Source organism: Nitratireductor sp. XY-223, assembly GCF_004959855.1.
Taxonomy (GTDB): Bacteria; Pseudomonadota; Alphaproteobacteria; order Rhizobiales; family Rhizobiaceae; genus Hoeflea_A.
Map to the genome: position 1 here is coordinate 120,807 of NZ_SPNT01000005.1, position 17,306 is coordinate 138,112.

General features: G+C 63.6%; 16 protein-coding genes. 5 read left to right on the plus strand and 11 right to left on the minus strand.

Features of this window, described 5'->3' with window-relative positions; translation table 11 throughout:
• Nucleotides 1-8 precede the first annotated feature (8 nt).
• The 11 genes from uxaC to uxuA all read right to left on the minus strand — a co-directional run bounded on the left by uxaC (nucleotide 9) and on the right by uxuA (nucleotide 12,234).
• Nucleotides 9-1,424, minus strand: coding sequence for a glucuronate isomerase (gene uxaC, locus E4M07_RS17875; protein ID WP_136659998.1), 1,416 nt, complete (start codon nucleotides 1,422-1,424; stop codon nucleotides 9-11).
• Nucleotides 1,424-2,509 (minus strand): Gfo/Idh/MocA family oxidoreductase, encoded by a 1,086-nt coding sequence (locus tag E4M07_RS17880; protein ID WP_246660496.1) that lies wholly within the window; start codon nucleotides 2,507-2,509, stop codon nucleotides 1,424-1,426. The genes uxaC and E4M07_RS17880 overlap by 1 nt, the downstream gene beginning before the upstream one ends.
• Nucleotides 2,506-3,534, minus strand: a complete 1,029-nt coding sequence (locus E4M07_RS17885) for a Gfo/Idh/MocA family oxidoreductase (RefSeq protein WP_136659750.1) — start codon at nucleotides 3,532-3,534, stop codon at nucleotides 2,506-2,508. The genes E4M07_RS17880 and E4M07_RS17885 overlap by 4 nt, the downstream gene beginning before the upstream one ends.
• Before the next feature lie 7 nt (nucleotides 3,535-3,541).
• Nucleotides 3,542-4,585: a Gfo/Idh/MocA family oxidoreductase gene (locus E4M07_RS17890; protein ID WP_136659751.1), complete on the minus strand. Its 1,044-nt coding sequence runs from the start codon at nucleotides 4,583-4,585 to the stop codon at nucleotides 3,542-3,544.
• Complete coding sequence (gene ugpC, locus E4M07_RS17895) at nucleotides 4,582-5,670, minus strand: sn-glycerol-3-phosphate ABC transporter ATP-binding protein UgpC (protein WP_136659752.1); 1,089 nt, start codon at nucleotides 5,668-5,670, stop codon at nucleotides 4,582-4,584. Before ugpC ends, E4M07_RS17890 begins: the two co-directional genes overlap by 4 nt.
• Before the next feature lie 21 nt (nucleotides 5,671-5,691).
• On the minus strand, nucleotides 5,692-6,708 hold the full coding sequence (locus tag E4M07_RS17900; protein ID WP_136659753.1) for an NAD(P)-dependent oxidoreductase: 1,017 nt from the start codon (nucleotides 6,706-6,708) through the stop codon (nucleotides 5,692-5,694).
• Nucleotides 6,705-7,781, minus strand: coding sequence for a carbohydrate ABC transporter permease (locus tag E4M07_RS17905; RefSeq protein WP_136659754.1), 1,077 nt, complete (start codon nucleotides 7,779-7,781; stop codon nucleotides 6,705-6,707). Before E4M07_RS17905 ends, E4M07_RS17900 begins: the two co-directional genes overlap by 4 nt.
• 1 nt (nucleotide 7,782) lies before the next feature.
• Entirely contained in the window at nucleotides 7,783-8,739 is a 957-nt protein-coding gene (locus E4M07_RS17910) for a sugar ABC transporter permease (protein ID WP_246660512.1), read from the minus strand.
• A gap of 167 nt (nucleotides 8,740-8,906) precedes the next feature.
• Entirely contained in the window at nucleotides 8,907-10,193 is a 1,287-nt protein-coding gene (locus tag E4M07_RS17915; RefSeq protein WP_136659756.1) for an ABC transporter substrate-binding protein, read from the minus strand.
• A 72-nt stretch (nucleotides 10,194-10,265) separates the two neighbouring features.
• Nucleotides 10,266-10,973, minus strand: coding sequence for a GntR family transcriptional regulator (locus E4M07_RS17920; protein WP_169054271.1), 708 nt, complete (start codon nucleotides 10,971-10,973; stop codon nucleotides 10,266-10,268).
• Nucleotides 10,954-12,234: a mannonate dehydratase gene (uxuA, locus tag E4M07_RS17925; RefSeq protein ID WP_136659758.1), complete on the minus strand. Its 1,281-nt coding sequence runs from the start codon at nucleotides 12,232-12,234 to the stop codon at nucleotides 10,954-10,956. Before uxuA ends, E4M07_RS17920 begins: the two co-directional genes overlap by 20 nt.
• Nucleotides 12,235-12,314: 80 nt before the next feature.
• Between uxuA and E4M07_RS17930 the strand changes: the two genes are divergently transcribed.
• The 5 genes from E4M07_RS17930 (at nucleotide 12,315) to E4M07_RS17950 (ending at nucleotide 17,282) form a co-directional block, all read left to right on the plus strand.
• Entirely contained in the window at nucleotides 12,315-13,247 is a 933-nt protein-coding gene (locus tag E4M07_RS17930) for an alpha/beta fold hydrolase (protein ID WP_169054272.1), read from the plus strand.
• A gap of 86 nt (nucleotides 13,248-13,333) precedes the next feature.
• On the plus strand, nucleotides 13,334-13,540 hold the full coding sequence (locus E4M07_RS17935; protein WP_136659760.1) for a hypothetical protein: 207 nt from the start codon (nucleotides 13,334-13,336) through the stop codon (nucleotides 13,538-13,540).
• 25 nt (nucleotides 13,541-13,565) lie between these two features.
• Complete coding sequence (locus tag E4M07_RS17940) at nucleotides 13,566-15,341, plus strand: pentapeptide repeat-containing protein (RefSeq protein ID WP_136659761.1); 1,776 nt, start codon at nucleotides 13,566-13,568, stop codon at nucleotides 15,339-15,341.
• Nucleotides 15,342-15,509: 168 nt separating this feature from the next.
• The gene (locus E4M07_RS17945) at nucleotides 15,510-16,472 is read left to right on the plus strand and encodes a DMT family transporter (protein ID WP_136659762.1); all 963 of its coding nucleotides are present in this window, start codon (nucleotides 15,510-15,512) and stop codon (nucleotides 16,470-16,472) included.
• 78 nt (nucleotides 16,473-16,550) lie between these two features.
• On the plus strand, nucleotides 16,551-17,282 hold the full coding sequence (locus E4M07_RS17950; protein ID WP_136659763.1) for a glutamine amidotransferase: 732 nt from the start codon (nucleotides 16,551-16,553) through the stop codon (nucleotides 17,280-17,282).
• Nucleotides 17,283-17,306 lie beyond the last annotated feature (24 nt).

Here is a 17,306-nt window from a genome sequence, read left to right on the forward strand (position 1 = left end):
CGGATATCTCAACCGAACCCGTACGCTGCCTTCGGCAGACCATAGGCAAGGTCCCGGGCGATTTCATGGGCCTCATCCTCGCGCAGGCGGTGATCGGCGACACGCTCGGCAAGGAAGGCACAGTCGACGCGGCGCGCCATGTCGTGGCGGGCCGGAATGGAGGGGAACGCGCGGGTATCGTCGTTGAAGCCGACGGTGTTGTAGAAACCGGCTGTTTCCGTGGTCTGCTCGCGGAAGCGCCTCATGCCGTCCGGGCTGTCGAAGAACCACCAGGCCGGACCCAGCTTCAATGCCGGATAGGCGCCGGCAAGCGGCGCAAGCTCACGGCCGTAGGTCGTCTCGTCAAGCGTGAAGACGATCAGCGAAAGACCCGGCTCCATGCCGACGGCGTTGAGCAGCGGCCGCAGGGCCGTCACGTAGTCGGTGCGCGAGGGAATGTCGAACCCCTTGTCCCGGCCATGGCGCTCGAACACGGCGGCATTGTGATTGCGAACGGACCCCGGATGGATCTGCATGACCATGCCGTCCTCGACGCTCATCTTCGCCATTTCGGTCAGGAACTGGGCGCGGAACAGCGCGCGGTCAGCGGCGCTCGCACCGCCGGCGATCACCTTGTCGTAGAGCGCGATGCATTCCGCCGGCGGCAGGTCCGCCGTCTCGGCGCTCGGAAATCCGTGGTCGGTCGCCGTCGCACCGTGGTCTCGAAAAAAGGCGCGGCGCTGCCGGTGCGCATCGAGAAAGCCCTGCCAGCGCGTGATGCCGCTTCCGGTCAGGACGCCGAGCCTCTCGACGTCGCCCAGGAATTGCGGGTGATCGGGATCGCCCGTGCTGTCCGGCCGGTAGGTGGTCACAACCCGGCCGGTCCAGCCGCTCTCGGCAATGGCCCTATGGTGCGCCAGCGGATCGACGGCGCTTTCGGTGGTCGCCAGTACTTCGATCCCGAACCGTTCGAAAAGCGCCCGGGGTCGGAAGTCCTCCTGCGCCAGGCAGTCGCTGATGCGCCGGAAATAGACTTCGGCGCTGCCGGGTCCGAGCGGCTCCTCCATGCCGAAAAGTGTCTCGAATGTGTGGTCCAGCCAGAGCCGTGTCGGCGTGCCACGGAAGAGGTGGTAGTTCGAAGCGAACAGCCGCCACACCGCCTCGGCATCGACAGGCTCACCGGCGGCATCGAGCGGCGGCACGCCGAGGTCATCGAGTGAAATGCCCTGGCTGACGAGCATGCGCAGCACGTAATGATCGGGAATCACCAGCAGGGAAGCAGGATCGGAAAAATTCTCGTTCCCGGCAAACCATTGCGGATCGGTGTGACCGTGCGGACTGATGATCGGCAGATCCCTTACCGAGCCGTAGAGCGCGCGGGCAATGTCGCGGACTTTCGGGTCCGGCGGGAACAGCCGGTCCGGATGGTTGAGCGGCGGTCTCATCATTCGGCCTCGTCTTCCGGCACCCAGTCGGCACAGATCTGCAGCGAGCGGTCAAGCGGGAGCGAGACCCGCTCGCCGGAGCGCGCCGCGTGATAGATCGCGGCGACCAGTTCAATCGACCGCACGCCATCTTCAACCGTAACCAGATCCGCCGGCAGTCCGTTCAGGTGGTTGGACACTTCGAGGAACATTCCGGCAAAGCCCGTGGGACGCCCGGCGATCTCGGCATCGATCTCGGCAAGCGCTGCGTCCACCGCGTCCTGCCGCTGCGGATCGCGCGCCGTGAAGCTCCAGTCCTCCGCTCCGGGCGCGTAGGGATTGCGCCTGCTTTCCGCCGTCAGCGCATCGAAGATCAGACGCAGGCGCGAGGAATCCGTGGCGCCGCCGAGCGTGACCGAGGACGTCACAAGCCCGCCGGAATCCGTTGCCATTGCGATCGCGGCGCAGTCTTCGGTCTCGATATCGTTGACCCGCGTGTCGAGCAGTGACGTCACTTCCGTTACCGGACCGAAAAACCGGGTGACAAGATCGTGGATGTGGATTGCGTGGCCGAGTACTGCGCCGCCGCGCTCGCTTTGCCAGCGGCCGCGCCAGGGCACGGCGTAATATTCGGCGCCGCGGTTCCAATGGGTCTCAAGTGTCGCGACGAGCGGTTTTCCGCAAAGGCCCCTGTCCTGAAGGCCGGCAAGCTGGTAAAGCGCGCGCCCGTAACGGTACTGGAACACCGGCGCGAAGAGCAGTCCGGCCCGCTCCGCGGCCGCCATCAGTTCGTCGGCCTCCGCGACACTCCCGGCCACCGGTTTTTCGCAGATCACGTGCTTGCCGGCGGCCAGCGCCATCAGCGCCACCGGCCCGTGCAGGTGCGGCGGCAGGCAGATGTCGACAATGTCGATCTTCCGGTCGTCCATCACCGCGTCGATCCCGGAAACGGCACCGCAACCGGGTGCGAGCGCCGCGAGCTGCTCGGCCCGTTCCAGTTCCCTGTCGCAGACGGTCTGCACTGTGAACAGCTCAGGCAGCGCGCGGTAGCCCAGCATATGTTCGCGGCCGATGCCGGCGCCGAGGATCGCAACGCTGTGCATCATTCGCCTTCCCGAAGGTGCCCCAGCCGGGCGGCCAAGGCCTGCGCCCTGATCGCCAGCTCCATCACCTTGAAGCAATGCGCCTGGCCCATGGCTGTCTCCGTGCGGTCCCGCACATCATGGGCGAGGTTTCCGAAATAGGGCAACGGCGCGGCGGACGCATCGATGTGCTCGCACGTGGTGCCGTTGACGAGAAAGAGATGATCGGTCCCGGGGCGGCCGGCGACGTCGACATATTTGCGCAGCTCGATATAGCCCTCGGTGCCGAGGATTGTCAGCCGGCCGTCGCCCCAGGTGGGCAGGCCATCGGGCGTATACCAGTCGACACGGATATAGCCCTGCCCCTTGTCGCTGCGCAGCAGGACTTCGCCGAAATCCTGCAGGCCGGGATCGCCCGGATTGGCGAAATTGCCAATGCTCGCCGACACGATCTCGGCGTCGGTCGAACCGGTGAAGAACAGGAACTGATCGATCTGGTGCGAGGCGATGTCGCACAGGATGCCGCCATACTGGCTGTCATCGAAAAACCAGCCGGGCCGTGTCGCCCGGTTGAGCCGGTGCGGACCGAGGCCAACGGTCTGGACCACCGTTCCGATGGCGCCGGCGCTAACAAGCTCTGCCGCTTTGGAAACGGCGGGCACCTCGAACCGCTCGGAAAAGTCGATCGACCAAATCCGGCCCGTTTCGGCCGCGGTTTCACGGATCGCTTCGAGCTGTTCCAGCGTCGTGCAGCCGGGCTTGTCGGTCATCACGTCCTTGCCGGCACGCATGGACTCGATCGCGAGAGCGGCCCGCCGCGCCGGGATGTCGGCGATCAGCACGAGATCGATTTCGGGGTCATCGAGCAGGATGCGGCGATCCTCGGCCCGGGGAATGTCCGGAAACCGCTTGACGAAACCCTCGACCGGCTGCGGATTGCCCTTCGTCCACCAGCCCTTGCAGGTGCAGCCGAGCGCTAGCATGCCTGCGAGTTGGCCGTAGATGTGCCGGTGGTCGACGCCGATGACGGCGAGTTTCAGATCGTGCATCAAAACCTCAGTCAGGAGTGTTTGCGTTGACTTTAACGGCGCGCCCCTCGTGCGACGATTGAATCAGGGCATCGATCAGATAGTGGACGCGCAGCGCATCGCGGCCCGTGACGGCCGGTTCGCGCCCGGATTTTGCCGCCGCGACGAAATCGCGGATGAGATCGCGGTGCCAATCGTGCGGAAACGCCATCGGATCGGCGCCGCCGCCGGTTCCGGCCGCCTCGCCGACGGTCTCGACACGGCCGTCACGCCAATTGAGGGTCAGCGTGCCCGATTGCAGATGGGCGCTCGCCTCCTTGCAATCGATGGTGATCGATTCAGCGCCGCCCGGATAAGCGGCCGTGGTCGCCATGAGCGAACCCGCGGCGCCGTTCTCGAAGCGCATGCCGCCGGCGACGAAATCCTCCGCCTCCATGCTGTGAAACGGGGTCGTTACGGCGACGGCCTGGACCTCATTGACAGGGCCGGCGATGCTCAGCATCAGGTCGAGCGTGTGGATCGCCTGGCTGATGAGGACGCCGCCGCCGTCGCGCGCATAGGTGCCGCGTCCAGGCTCGTCGTAATAGGCCTGCTCGCGCCACCAGGGCACCGATACCCGGACCAGACCGACGGCGCCCAGGACGCCGCTGTCGATCCGCTCCTTCAGGGCGATCGATGCCTGGCGGAAGCGGTGCTGGAAGACAATGCCGAGCCGGACGCCATTTTGCTCGCAGATTGTGACGATCTCCCGTGCCGCCAGGCTCGTCCGCTCCACGGGCTTTTCCATCAGGATGTGCTTGCCGGCTTCCGCAAACCGGCGCACGAGTTCGATCCGTTCGCTTGGCGGTGTGATCAGGATGACCGCGTTGAGCGTCGGGTCGTCGGCGAGCGTGTCCACTGATTCCGCACCCGGAAATCCGTATTCTTCGGCAAAGGCGGCGCGTTTTTCGGGGTTGCGCGAAAAGACGCCGCGCACTTCAAGCGACGGCCGGAGATCGACAAGCGCCCTGGCATGGGGCGCCGCCGCCATGCCCGTGCCGATGACGCCGATGCCGAATGGGTCATCGGTCATTGCGGAATTCCGTTGGCGATCACCCTGCCGTCGCCATCGAACAGGTGCATGGCGGCGCGGTCGAAGCGCAGATGGATCTCCTGACCGCGATGCACCGGAAGCTGACCGAGCTGATGCACCGTCAATTGCGGCATGCCTTCGGGCGTGCAGTAGAGATAGGTCTCGCCGCCGAGCTGCTCGGAAAGATCCACCGTGGCGGCGATGTCGGCATCCTTCTCGTCGACGATCTCGATATGCTCCGGCCGGGCGCCGAAGGTGATCTTGTCGCTCCTGGTGATGCGGATGGACGAGGATATGGCAATCCGCTGCGGCCCGGTCACCAGTTCGATGCGGCCGTCGGACGCCTCGGCCGCCGCGTCGACGAGATTCATGCGCGGCGAGCCGATGAAGCCGGCGACAAAGGTGTTTTGCGGACGGTTGTAGAGGTCGAGCGGCGCGCCGACCTGCTCAATGCGGCCGGCATTGAGCACCACGATCGTATTGGCCAGCGTCATCGCCTCGACCTGGTCGTGCGTCACATAGATCATGGTGCCGCCGAGCTTGGCGTGCAGGCCGGCGAGTTCCTTGCGCATGGCGACGCGCAGTTCCGCGTCGAGATTCGACAGCGGCTCGTCGAACAGGAAGGCCTTGGGATCGCGCACGATGGCGCGGCCGATGGCGACGCGCTGCCGCTGGCCGCCGGAGAGCGCCTTCGGCCGGCGCTTGAGATAGGGCGTGATCTGCAGCATGGACGCCGCATCATTGACGCGCTTTTCTATCTCCTCGCGTGGCATTTTCGAGTTCTCCAGCCCGAAGGCCATGTTCTTGTAGACGCTCATATGCGGGTAAAGCGCGTAGGACTGGAACACCATGGCCAGACCGCGCTCGGAGGCGGGCTGGGCGTTGACGACATCGCCGTCGATCACCACGTCACCGGACGTTACGCCCTCCAGGCCCGCAATGATGCGCAGCAGCGTCGATTTCCCGCAACCGGAGGGGCCGACAAAAACGACGAACTTGCCGCTGTCGATGCTCAGATCGATGCCGTGGATGACCTCGACATCGCCATAGGCCTTGCGGACGTCCTTGAGGATGATTTCGGTCACTTGCCTTCCCTTTCCTCACCGCTATCTGCTGCGTGCCATGGCGGCCTGGCTCGGCTCCGCGCGCTGCAGGCGCTGGGGCGGCAAGCCGCGCAATATCAGTTTTACATCGTCCAGCATCATGTCACGGATGCGCGCGTAGGACGCCTCGAGCCCGCCCGCCAGATGCGCCGAGAACAGGATGTTACCGGCCCGACGCATCGGATCGCCGTCTGCAACAGGCTCCTGCGGGAACACATCGATGGCGGCGCGGAACCGGCCCTTCGACGCCATGTCGACGAAGCCGTCGAATGCGACAACTTCCGCGCGGGACGCAAGGACCACGCTGGCATCCCCTGGTATCAGGGCAAGCTTCGCCTCGTCGAGAAAGCCCTCGTTCTCGCTGGTGACGCCGGCGAGAATGAACAGAAACCGGCTTTCGGAAAGGACGGCATCGAGCCCGACGGGCCGGACGTTCTGCGTTTCCAGGAACCGGTCCGAGAGCCACGGGTCATGCACCGAGATTCGACGGGTGAAGGGCCGCAGGAGCGGCACCAGCGTCCGGCCCAGATTGCCGTAGCCGATAAGCCCCACCGGAGCGTCAAAAAGGCTGTAGGCGGCGCCGTTGCCGGCGATGCCGTACTGCTCGCCGCCCTCGCGGAAGCGCCGGTCTGCCGCCGGCAGGCCGCGAGCCAGCGCGATCGCCTGGCACAGGCAGTACTCGGCCACAGCCGGCGCCATCGCCGGTGCCGCCGACAGCACGTGAATGCCGCGCCGCTGGGCCTCGGCATAGTCGATATTCGGCTCCCAGTTGGCCTTTACGTTGACAATTGCCTTGAGGTTCGGGGCCCGCTCGAGCCGCTCTTTCGGCATGGCCGTCTGGCCGACGATGATCGCGACCTCGCCGAGCACGCTTTCCACCAGATCGTCCGGCGCGCGCGCTCCGAAATGGGTGACGAGGCGCGCCTCGCGCGCCAGTTCCTCGGCGACGTCCCCGGTGAAGACCATGGCCTCGGTGCGCGGATGGGGATCGAACAGGATCAGCGGCTTGCCGGGACTCATTTCATACCCGTCGAAGCAATGCCGGTGGTGATGAAGCGCTGCAGGAAGGCAAAGACGAGCGCCACCGGAATGAGCGTGACGACGGTCATCGCCAGCACGTAGTGCCACTGCACGTCGAGCTCGCCCTGGAAGGCGTTGAGGCCGATCTGCAGCGTATAGACCTCGCTGCGGTTGAGAACGACCAGCGGCCACAGAAAATCGTTCCAGCGCCACATCACGGAGAAGATCGCCAGCACGGCAATCGCCGGCAACGAGAGCGGCAGGACAATGCGCCAGTAGATCGCCCACTCGCTGGCCTTGTCCATGCGCGCCGCCTCGATGAGGTCGCGCGGCAGGGTCAGCATGTACTGGCGCAGCAGGAACACGCCGGTCGGCGTCGCGGCGCCCGGCAGGATGACCGCCCACAGCGTGTTGACCATATTGAGCTGGGTGACGACCAGATAGGCCGGAACCAGGATGATGGTGATCGGGATCATCAGCGTGCCGATGACGAACAGCATGACGGCGTTGCGGCCCTTGAACTCGTAGATGGCCAGCCCGAAGGCGGCCATGGAGTTGATCAGCAGCGTGATCAGCGTCGCGACCACCGTCACGATAACGGAATTGTTGAGATAGGTCAGGAAGTTGAAGCGCTCGAGCGGCTTGGTGTAGTTCTCCCAGGCAACGCGGAACTCGCGGATCGGCTCGCGGCTGGCGATCGGCACCCTTATCGAGGTTTCCGGATCGTTCGGATCGACCATCTGGGCAATGATGCCGATGCGGCGGATCTGCGCCAGTTCACGCACGGTCCCGTCTTCCATCGTCACCTTGTAGAGCGGCAGCGGCTTGTCGTGGCCGTCGACCTCCACCTCAATCTGGCCAAGCGGCAGCAGGGTCGGCGGAAACTCCAGCAGGCCCGCCGGCGTCTTGAAGGAGGACAGCGCCAGCCACAGGACCGGTCCGAACATCAGGCACACACCGAATGCGAGATAGACATAGGTGAAGACGTCGGTCCAGTGCCAGGAAGCACCGCCTCGACGGGCCGTCAGCAAGCCGGCGATCGAGCGTCCAGATGCGGTCTGAGCGTCAGCCATGTCAGCCGTCCTCCTTGCGCCGCGTCACCGCGAGCTGCACCAGCGTCAGGACAAAGAGCACCACCCCGAGCACCACGGACGCCGCGGCGGCCAGCCCGAAATTCTGCACCTGGTTGGCGAAACCGGTGGTGTAGATGTATTGGACGATGAACTGCGTCGCCGTGCCGGGTCCGCCGCCGGTCAGGACGAAGACCTCGTCGAAGATCTGCACCGCCTTGATGAGCGCAAGGACAATGACGACGAGAAGATTGGGCCACAGCAGCGGCAGGGTGATGCGCCAGAACACGCGCTCGCGCTTGGTGCCGTCCATTTCCGCCGCTTCATAGAGATCGGGCGGGATCGCCTGCAGCCCGGCCAGCAAAATGAGCGTGTAGAAGCCCATATGGGCCCAGATCGAAACGAAGATCGCCCAGAACATCGACCAGGTCGGATCGACGAAAAACAGGATGCGCTCGAAGCCGATCGAGGTAAGGCCCGCATTGAGCACGCCGTCACGCAGGAGGATCCATTTCCAGATCAGGGCGACGACGACCGGCGACAGCAGGACCGGGAAGAAGAATGCGGCGCGGAAGAAGCCGCGGCCGCGGATCTCGCGATTGAGGATCAGGGCCGTCACGAGCGAGAACAGCACCATGAAGGCAACCTGGAAGAATACGAAGGTTATTGTGTTGTAGATGCCGCGCCAGAACCGGTCCTCGCGGCAGCTCTGTGGATCCAGGTAGCTGCCGCAATCGGCGAGGTAGGAATATTGCTCGCCGCCGACATAGGGCCGCTCGTTCAGGAAAAGTTCGTCGCCGCCGGTGACCGAGAACGCGAAATTGATGATCAGCGGCACGATGACGAATATGCCGAAGAAGGCGAGGTTCGGCAGCAGGAAAATATAGGGCATGCGGCCAATGCCGAGGATGCGCTGCAGCGCCCTGAACGGTGTCTCGAGCAGTCCGAACAGCACGCGCATCGGCCATGCTGCGACCGCGTTGAATCGTTCGCCGAACGTCGGATTGTCAATTTCGGCCGGAGATTGATGCGCCATGGGACTTGTTCGGAACCGTTGGTATTCTCTTGCCTCCGGGCGCCTGGAGGATGCGCCCGGAGTGCATTGTTCGATCACATATTACACAGTGATCAGCCGCCGCGTTCCTTTTCGGCGATCTGCTGCTCGACATCCTGGGTCATGCGGTCATAGGCCTCGTCAAGTGTCAGCTCGCCGACAATCGCCTCGCCGAGGCGCGAGATCAGCGCGTTGAACATGACGCGGTTGTAGACGTAACCCTGCAGATCGAAGGCGGTCGGGGAAATGCCCGGCACCGCCGCAGCGAAGGTCTCGAGCGCATGCTTGGCGCGCGGATCGTCCGTGTGGAACTCGACGCCGTTGGCGGCAAGGCCGAGATGGCCCGGAATGAACAGCGTCTTGCCGTAGAACTCGTTGAGAACCTCCTCGCTGGAAAGGAAGTCCATCAGCTTGCCGACTTCCTCCGGATGCTCGGATGTCTTCAACGCCACGAGCGCTGCACCGCCAGGCATGCCTGTGCAGGCCGCCGGACCGCAGGGCGCCGGAACCGCCCACCAGTCGAAGGCGTCGCCGATCTTGTCGGCGAATTGCGGAATCTGCCAGGAGCCGCTCATATACATGGCGACCTGGGCGTTGGCGAAGTCTTCGTTGGCGCCGAGATACTGGGAACCCGACACGGAACCCCAGAGCTCCTTGGGCATGGTGCCGTCCTGGTGCCAGTCATAGAGCTTGCCGGCCATGGTTTTCAGCCCGTCGTCCACCAGTGCCGGATTGCCGTCGGCGTCAAACATCTTGGCGCCCATCGAGATCGCCGGCCCGGACACGCGGTGGCCCGAGCGGTCCCACGCCATCGGGATCGGAATCTCCAGCTTGTCCGCCACCTCGCGAACCGCCACGGCCCAGTCGTCCCAGGTCGCGCCGTCGCCCGGCAGTTCGACCCCGGCCTGCTCGAAAAGCGTCTTGTTGACATAAGGCCCGGTCACCGTGAGCTGAGTCATGAAGCCGGAAATGGCACTGTCGTCGCCCGGCTGGCGCAGCCACTTGAGGAACGGGCCGAAATTGGTTTCCCAATAGGCCGGATCGGAGACATGCGGACGCAGGTCCAGGTAGTGCTCGGACAGACCGCCAAGGTCGGTCACGCGAGCCATATCAGGCCCCTCGCCCGCCGCGAGCTGCACCGGCAGACTTTCCAGAATGGCTTTGTAGGGAACGACGTCGAGGGTGACCTTCACATCCGGATTGACGGCCTCGTAGCGGTCGAGGATGCCGCGCATGACCTCGCCCTCATTGCCGTCATTGTACCAGGTTATGCGCAGTTCGGTTTCAGCCAGCGCCGTGCCGACCATCAGCCCCATGGCCGCGGTGCCGAGCACAAGAAGTCTGTTCAGTCTGCTGATCATTTTGATTACCTCCCAATTGCTACTTGTATACTAGTAAACATCACCTGCCTGAGCAAGTTAAATTCTCCCGGTTCAGGATTCCGGCGCGCCCGTTTCCAGGGTTTCGAGAGCAGAATTCACGTGATCGCGCATCACCGCCGCCGCATCGCCCGCGTCACCGCGGCGGATGGCCTCGAGAAGCTGGACATGATCATCGTAGGCGCGCATGGACCGGCCACTGATCGACGACATGAGGTGCAGCCGCTGGCGGTCTATATGGGCCTTGACCGACTGAACCATCTGCCAGGCCTTGGGCACATCCGCCATCTGCGCGAGCATCCGGTGAAACTCCTCGTCATAGCGGAAGAACGTCAGGTAATCGTCGCGCTCGCCGGCCGCTTTCTGCGCGGCGAGAACCGGCGCCAGGGCGGCCTCGTCGATCCCCGTCTCGGCCAGCCGGCGCGCCACGGCCGCCTCGATCGCCGCGCGGATGAAGATCGCCTCGCGAACCCGGGCGGCGTCATGCGGGGCGACGACGGAACCCACCTGCGGCTTGACGATGATCAGCCCTTCGCCGGCAAGGTCCTGGATGGCGGCGCGCAACGGTGTGCGGCTGATGTCGCAGATGCGTGCCACCTCCTTCTCGCTGAGCGCCGTCCCCGGCGGAAAGCGGTTGTCGATAATGCGGCTTCGCAGGGCTTCGTAAATCTGCGGGCCGATGGAGCGCGTGCGGTCGATGACAACGCCCTTCAAGGCCGCCTGGACATCGAAGGCGGAGGCTTCAGGAGTCAAGCGCGGCATGAAGCGCCTCCTGCCTGCCGCCCGCCGAAAATCCATCCGTCGTCCGCCCGTCTGCCGCCTGCTGCGCATAGGTCAGCCCGTGGATGACGCCGCGCAGTTCCGCCAGTCCCTTGAGCCGGCCGATCGCCGGATATCCGGGCTGCGCGCCGCGTTGCAGGTCGTCGAGTATGTCCTGGCCGTGGTCCGGTCGCATCGGGATCCGGTGATCGGAGCGGCCCTCTTCGCGGCGGCGCCTTTCCTCGGCAAGAAGCCCGGAAATCACGGCGACCATGTCGGTATCGCCGGCCAGGTGTTCGTCCTCGAAAAAGGAGCACGGAACACCGTCGGTCTCGCGCGTGACGTTGCGCAGATGCACGAAGTGGATGCGGCGGGCGAACTCCGCCACCATGGCCGCGATGTCGTTGTCGGGACGCGCACCGAGCGAGCCGGTGCAGAAGGTCAGCCCCGCGGCGGGGCTGTCGACGGCGGACAGCAGGGTGCGGAAGTCCCTGGCGGTCGACATCACCCTCGGCAGGCCGAGGAGCGGGAACGGCGGATCGTCCGGATGGCAGCATAGGCGCATGTCGAGGCGTTCCGCCTGCGGCACGATCTCGGACAGGAAATCGATGTGGGTGCGGCGCAACCGCTCCGCGTCGATGGACGCGTAGTCGGCCAGCCGCTCGCGCAGGCTATCGAGCGTCCAGTGCTCGGCCGCGCCCGGCAGGCCGGCAGTCACGTTTGCCGCCAGGCGTCGTTTCTGCGCCTCGGTCATCACCGAAAAGCGCCGTTCCGCCAGTTTCCGCAGCGTTTCCGTGTAGTCGTTTTCGGCCCCGGAACGGCTGAGAATATGAAGGTCGAAGGCGGTGAAGTCGACCAGATCGAAGCGCATGGACGTTCCGCCATGCGCCATCGGTGCGGCGAGATCCGTGCGGGTCCAGTCAAGCACCGGCATGAAATTGTAGCAGACGGTGCGAATGCCGGCTTCCGCGAGATTTGCCAGGCTGGTGCGGTAACGTTCGATATCGCCGCGCCAGTCGCCCGACATCGTCTTGATCGCTTCGGAAACGGGCAGGCTCTCGACGACCTCCCATGAAAGACCGGTGGCGGTGCCGTCAGGGTGGGTCGCCACTTCCCGCTGGCGGGCGGCGATGTCCGCGGCTGGCCATTCAGTGCCCGGAGGAAGGTGGTGCAAGGCCGTGACGATGGCTTCGGCGCCGGCCTGGCGCGCATCGCCGATGGTCACCCTGTCGACCGGTCCGAACCAACGCCACGTCTGCCTCATTTCAATCTCCCAATGGGAGACATATACTAGTATACAAGTAAGCGGGCAAGCCTGATATGGTTCCGGGGGAGACAATAGCTGTGACAAAATCCGGCGTGGATCGCAAGACGATGTGGCGGCTGCTCGGTTACCCGGGCGGCCCGCCGCCCGGCAACGGTGGCCAGACGCGCGACATACGGCATGAACCGGATTTCACGGCCGAGGACATCGTGATCGGGTCCGGCGGTGCTGCCGTTCCCGGCACGCTTTTGCGACCGCGCGACGCCGCCGGACCGCTCCCGGCGGTCCTCTACTGCCACGCCCATGGAAACCGTCACGATATCGGCCGGCACGAACTCACCGAGAGCCGTGCGGCACTTTTGGACGCCTACGGGCCAGTGCTTGCGGCTAACGGCTTTGCCGTTCTTTGCATCGACATGCCGGGATTCGGCAGCCGTCAGGCCGAAGGCACCGAAACCGCGCTTTCCAAGGCCGCGCTCTGGCAGGGCGGGACGCTTCTTGGACGGATGCTCGCCGACCTCAGCACGGCAATCGATTACCTCGCCGCGCGCGCCGACGTGGATGCCGCCCGCATTGCCACGCTCGGCCTTTCGATGGGCGCCACCCATGCCTACCTGCTGGCCGCCCTCGACGAACGGATAGCGGCCTGCGCGCATCTGTGCGCCTTTTCCAACATGCGCCCGCTCATCGAAAGCGGCGCGCACGATCTGCATGGCCCGTACATGACGGTGCCCGGTTTGCTGGAGATCTGCGACCTTGGAGATATCGCAGCCCTTGTCGCCCCGCGTCCGCAACTTGTGTGTTGCGGCAAAGCCGATCCGCTGACCCCGCCCGAGGCGCTCGATCCGGCAATCGACACGCTGCGCCGCGCCTATCTCCAGTCCGATGCTGCGGACCACCTGGAGATCGTCATATCGGAAGAAACCGGCCACACGGAAACCGCCGCCATGCGGGACGCGGTGCTGCGGTTCCTGTTAAAGCGGCTGCAAGATGCATCGATCCGGCGGGATTGACACTGCCGTGCGTTCCGCGCCCGAACGCCCTGCAAGACCGCGCCCAATACTTTGACAAAGCACGAATATCGCTCCAATGTTGCATCATGGGTGACGTATCTTCTCATGATTGCAAGGGAACCCGGCGCAAGACCTCCGTCGGATTCACGCTCGAGACCAGGGGGCCGCAAAGGTTCACGGAACCAGGCTGCCGCAACATCGGCGCCTACCAGGAGGACGGAGCGCTCTTCGAGCTGAACGACGCGTTCGGCTGGATCGAACACAAGCCCGAACCGGGGGACGGCAGCGTATAAACGTCAGCGCACGATCGGCGGGGACATGGCAGACAACGATCAAAGGCAGGTCAATTACCAGCAGCGCTATCCGAAGAGCTGGGCGCTGCTGCAGCTGGTCAATGAATCGGGCAGCCAGTTGCAGAATTACTGGATCGCACTTTTGTCGCTCGGCTCGGTCCTTGTCGCCATGATCGCCGGCATCACCGATCACGACATGTTCCTCGGCTCACCCGTAAAGGTGCCGCTGGTTTCGGCGGAACTGCCGCTCAACGGCTTCGCCATCGCCGCACCGCTGCTGATCCTATTCCTGCATGCCTTCGTGCTGGCGAAATACCGGCTGTTGATGGATACGCTCAACAGGCTGCGCAGCCTCGAGCGGCATCGGGGCAATTACGACGAAGACAAGCACCCCGGCGCGCTCGAGCACTACATGGGCACATCCGTGCTCTTGAGGGGCCTGGCCTATCGCGGCCCGGTGGCCCTGACACCGGCCGGCATAACAAGCTTTATCGCCGGATTCTCGATTTACCTTCTGCCGCTGCTTGTTCTGTTCCTGATTCAGGGGTGGTTCCTGAGGTATCAAAGCACTGTCATCAATTTCTTGTTGTTCGTCATAATCCTTTTGGACGTGTTGCTGTGCATCTACTATTTTTTTTCCGAGCCGGGAAAACGCCTCTACAAAATCGTTTCCTATGTCGTACTGACACTCTCGTTCCTCACGATTCCGGTATTGTATCTGCACATCAACTACACGGGCATGCGGCCTTACGAGTGCGTGCTTGTTTCAAGCGTGAATAACGACACTTCGGGAGGAGGCGTTCCTAAAGGCAAGGTGGCGGACGATAATTCGGACGCCTCTTGGTTATGGAAACAGGCTAATTTTGCCAGATTCTGGCTGATGTCGCTCAATCCGTCGAACCGGAATTTTGTTGACGAAGAGCTACTTAATGATGTGCGGGGATACGATCCACCGTCACTGTTGCTTGGCAGGCGAAACTTTGCCGGCGCAAATCTGTCCTATGCGAATTTGCAGGGTGTCAATCTGCAAAATTCAAACATGAGGGGTGCGTTCCTTTTGCGCGCGCGCCTGGACGATGCAACAACAATAGATGCGGATTTCAGTCACACCTGCCTCAAGGAAGCGACATTTGTACGGTCGCAAATGGATCCCACAGACCTTCAGCACGCACGGCTCATGCGCGCCGATTTAACTGGTGCTGACCTAAAGGAAGCAGATCTCAGCGATGCAGATCTTACCGAGGCTCATCTCGATGGCGCAAATCTCAAGCTTGCGAATTTGTATGATGCCGACCTTTCGAGAACACGCTTGATCGGCGCTTCGCTCAAGGACGCCAATCTGGAAAAGGTAACCGATGACCAGACCTCCTTTCTGGCTGCAGATATTCGTAGGGCAAAGGGCAAGTCAGATTTGAGCAACGGTCTGGGTGAACACGTTGATTACAAGGTTCTCCGACGGCACATGTGCTTATCCGGCACCTATCCGTACGTGGCTTCTCAAATTATTCATAGCGGCCTACTGGAAAGCTCACTCAGTGAAGAATTGAGCAGCAAAACAGCTAAATTCATACTGGAGCACCGTTGTACATCAATATGCCCTGGCGCCCGTCAGTTGGAGCGGACGACACTATCCCACCTCTGGAGAATCGCGTCAAAACGACCGGATAATTTCAGTTATTTGATTAGCTACAGCGACCACGAAATGCCAGACCTCTTCGTCGACTGCAAAGTACTCCGCGCCTATTTCAAACTCGATGCGAAGAAGGATGACAAGGCCACCGAAGAAAAAGGCGACGACTAGGCTGTGAACAGATCGGGCCGACGACGCATTTCCTGCACAAAGGGCGATTGGCACCGGGTTCGCGGCGGTGTAAAAGGCAGCCACCGATAAGGCGGACGCAGCGCTAGCCGGACGCGGACATCGGGCCGTCAGTCACGTTAAACCACAACATCCCGTTCGGACCTGCCGATGAACCAGGGCATAACCGAAAGCAAACCCTCGCCGCTGGGCGGCCTCGGATTCGCCGTGCTGGGCTTCGGGCTTTTCGCCACCCACGACGCGATCATCAAGGCGCTTGGCGAGACCTACCCGGTTTTCCAGATCATCTTCTTCGCCATGCTCTTTGCTTTCGTGCCGATGTCGACGATCATCCTGGCGGACCGGGCGGTCGACAATTTCAGGCCGCACCACCCGTGGCTGATCCTGATGCGCTCGGTGCTGACGATCATCGCCATGTCGAGCGCCTTCTATGCCTTCGTCAACCTGCCTTTGGCCGAGGTCTACGCGCTGCTCTTCGCGGCGCCGCTGCTGATCACCGCCTTTTCGGTGCCGCTGCTCGGCGAAGTGGTGCGGGCGCGGCGCTGGGCCGCGGTCGGGATCGGCCTCATCGGCGTTCTCATCGTGCTGCGCCCGGGCGTCACGGAATTGTCGCCGGGCCACCTGGCGGCGCTGACCGCGGCGGTCGCCTCGGCGCTTGCCGCGATCGTGGTGCGCAAGATCGGCAGCGAGGAACGCTCGGCGGTGCTGATCCTCTATCCCATGCTGGTCTCGCTGATCGCCATGGCCACCACGCTGCCGGCCGTCTACGTGCCGGTGGACCTGCCGGACCTCGGCCTGATGGCCGCCATCGGGCTGATATCGGTGCTGGCGCAGCTGTGCATCATCTCCGCCTATCGCTCGGCGCCGGCAGCAGTGATCGCGCCGACGCAATACAGCCAGATCCTGTGGGCAACGGCCTATGGCGCTTTCTTCTTCCTGGAGCGGCCTGACATGTATGTCGCCATCGGATCGGCCGTCATCATCCTTTCCGGCCTCTTCGTCGTGTGGCGCGAGAGCCGCGAGAACGTCTCGCGGCGCAATCCGGTCCTGAACAACCCCAATCCGCGTTTCGACACCGGCCCCTCGCCCAAGCCGAAAGCCGAAACGGACTGAGGGTCGTTTGACTGGAACGGATATTTGCCGCATAGAGCCGGCCATCCGATCCATCCCGAAACCGCCCGGCAATCGCGCATGAAACCGTTTCTGATCCTGCAACTGCGCCCCGAGGAAGAGGCTTCCGACGACGAGTTCCGCGCCATGCTGGAAAAGGGCGGCCTCGAGGAAGGCCGCACACAAAGGGTGCGCCTGGAGCGGGAGGACCTGCCGGAAACCGACCTTGGTGCCTATGCCGGGGTGATCGTCGGCGGCGGGCCGGGCTGCGTCTCCGATCGGGAAGACCAGAAGTCGGCTGTCGAAAAGCGCATCGAAGACGCGGTGATGTCGCTGATGCCGGCGGTCACGGCCAACGACGTGCCGTTTCTCGGCTGCTGCTACGGCATCGGCATCCTAGCGCACCATCTCGGCGCGCAGGTGTCGAAGGACCGGTACAGCGAGCCGGTCTCGGTGGCGCGCGCGACCCTGACCGAGGCGGGACGCGCCGACCCGCTGCTTGCCGGGATCAGCGAACCGTTCGACGCGTTCGTCGGCCACAAGGAGGCGGTGCAGGAACTGCCGCCGGGCTGCGCCCATCTGGTGACCGGCAAGGCCTGCCCCTTCCAGATGATCCGGTACGGCAAGAACGTCTACGCGACGCAGTTCCATCCGGAAGCCGACGGGGACGTCTTTGCCCTGCGCATCAGGATCTACCGCGACAAGGGCTATTTCGCGCCGCAGGACGCGAAACGCCTGACGGCGGAGGCGCGGCTCGGCAACCCGGGCGCCGGCGCGGCGATCCTCAGGAATTTCGTGCGACGTTACGGGTAGGCATACCGCCTGCCCAGCTTCTCT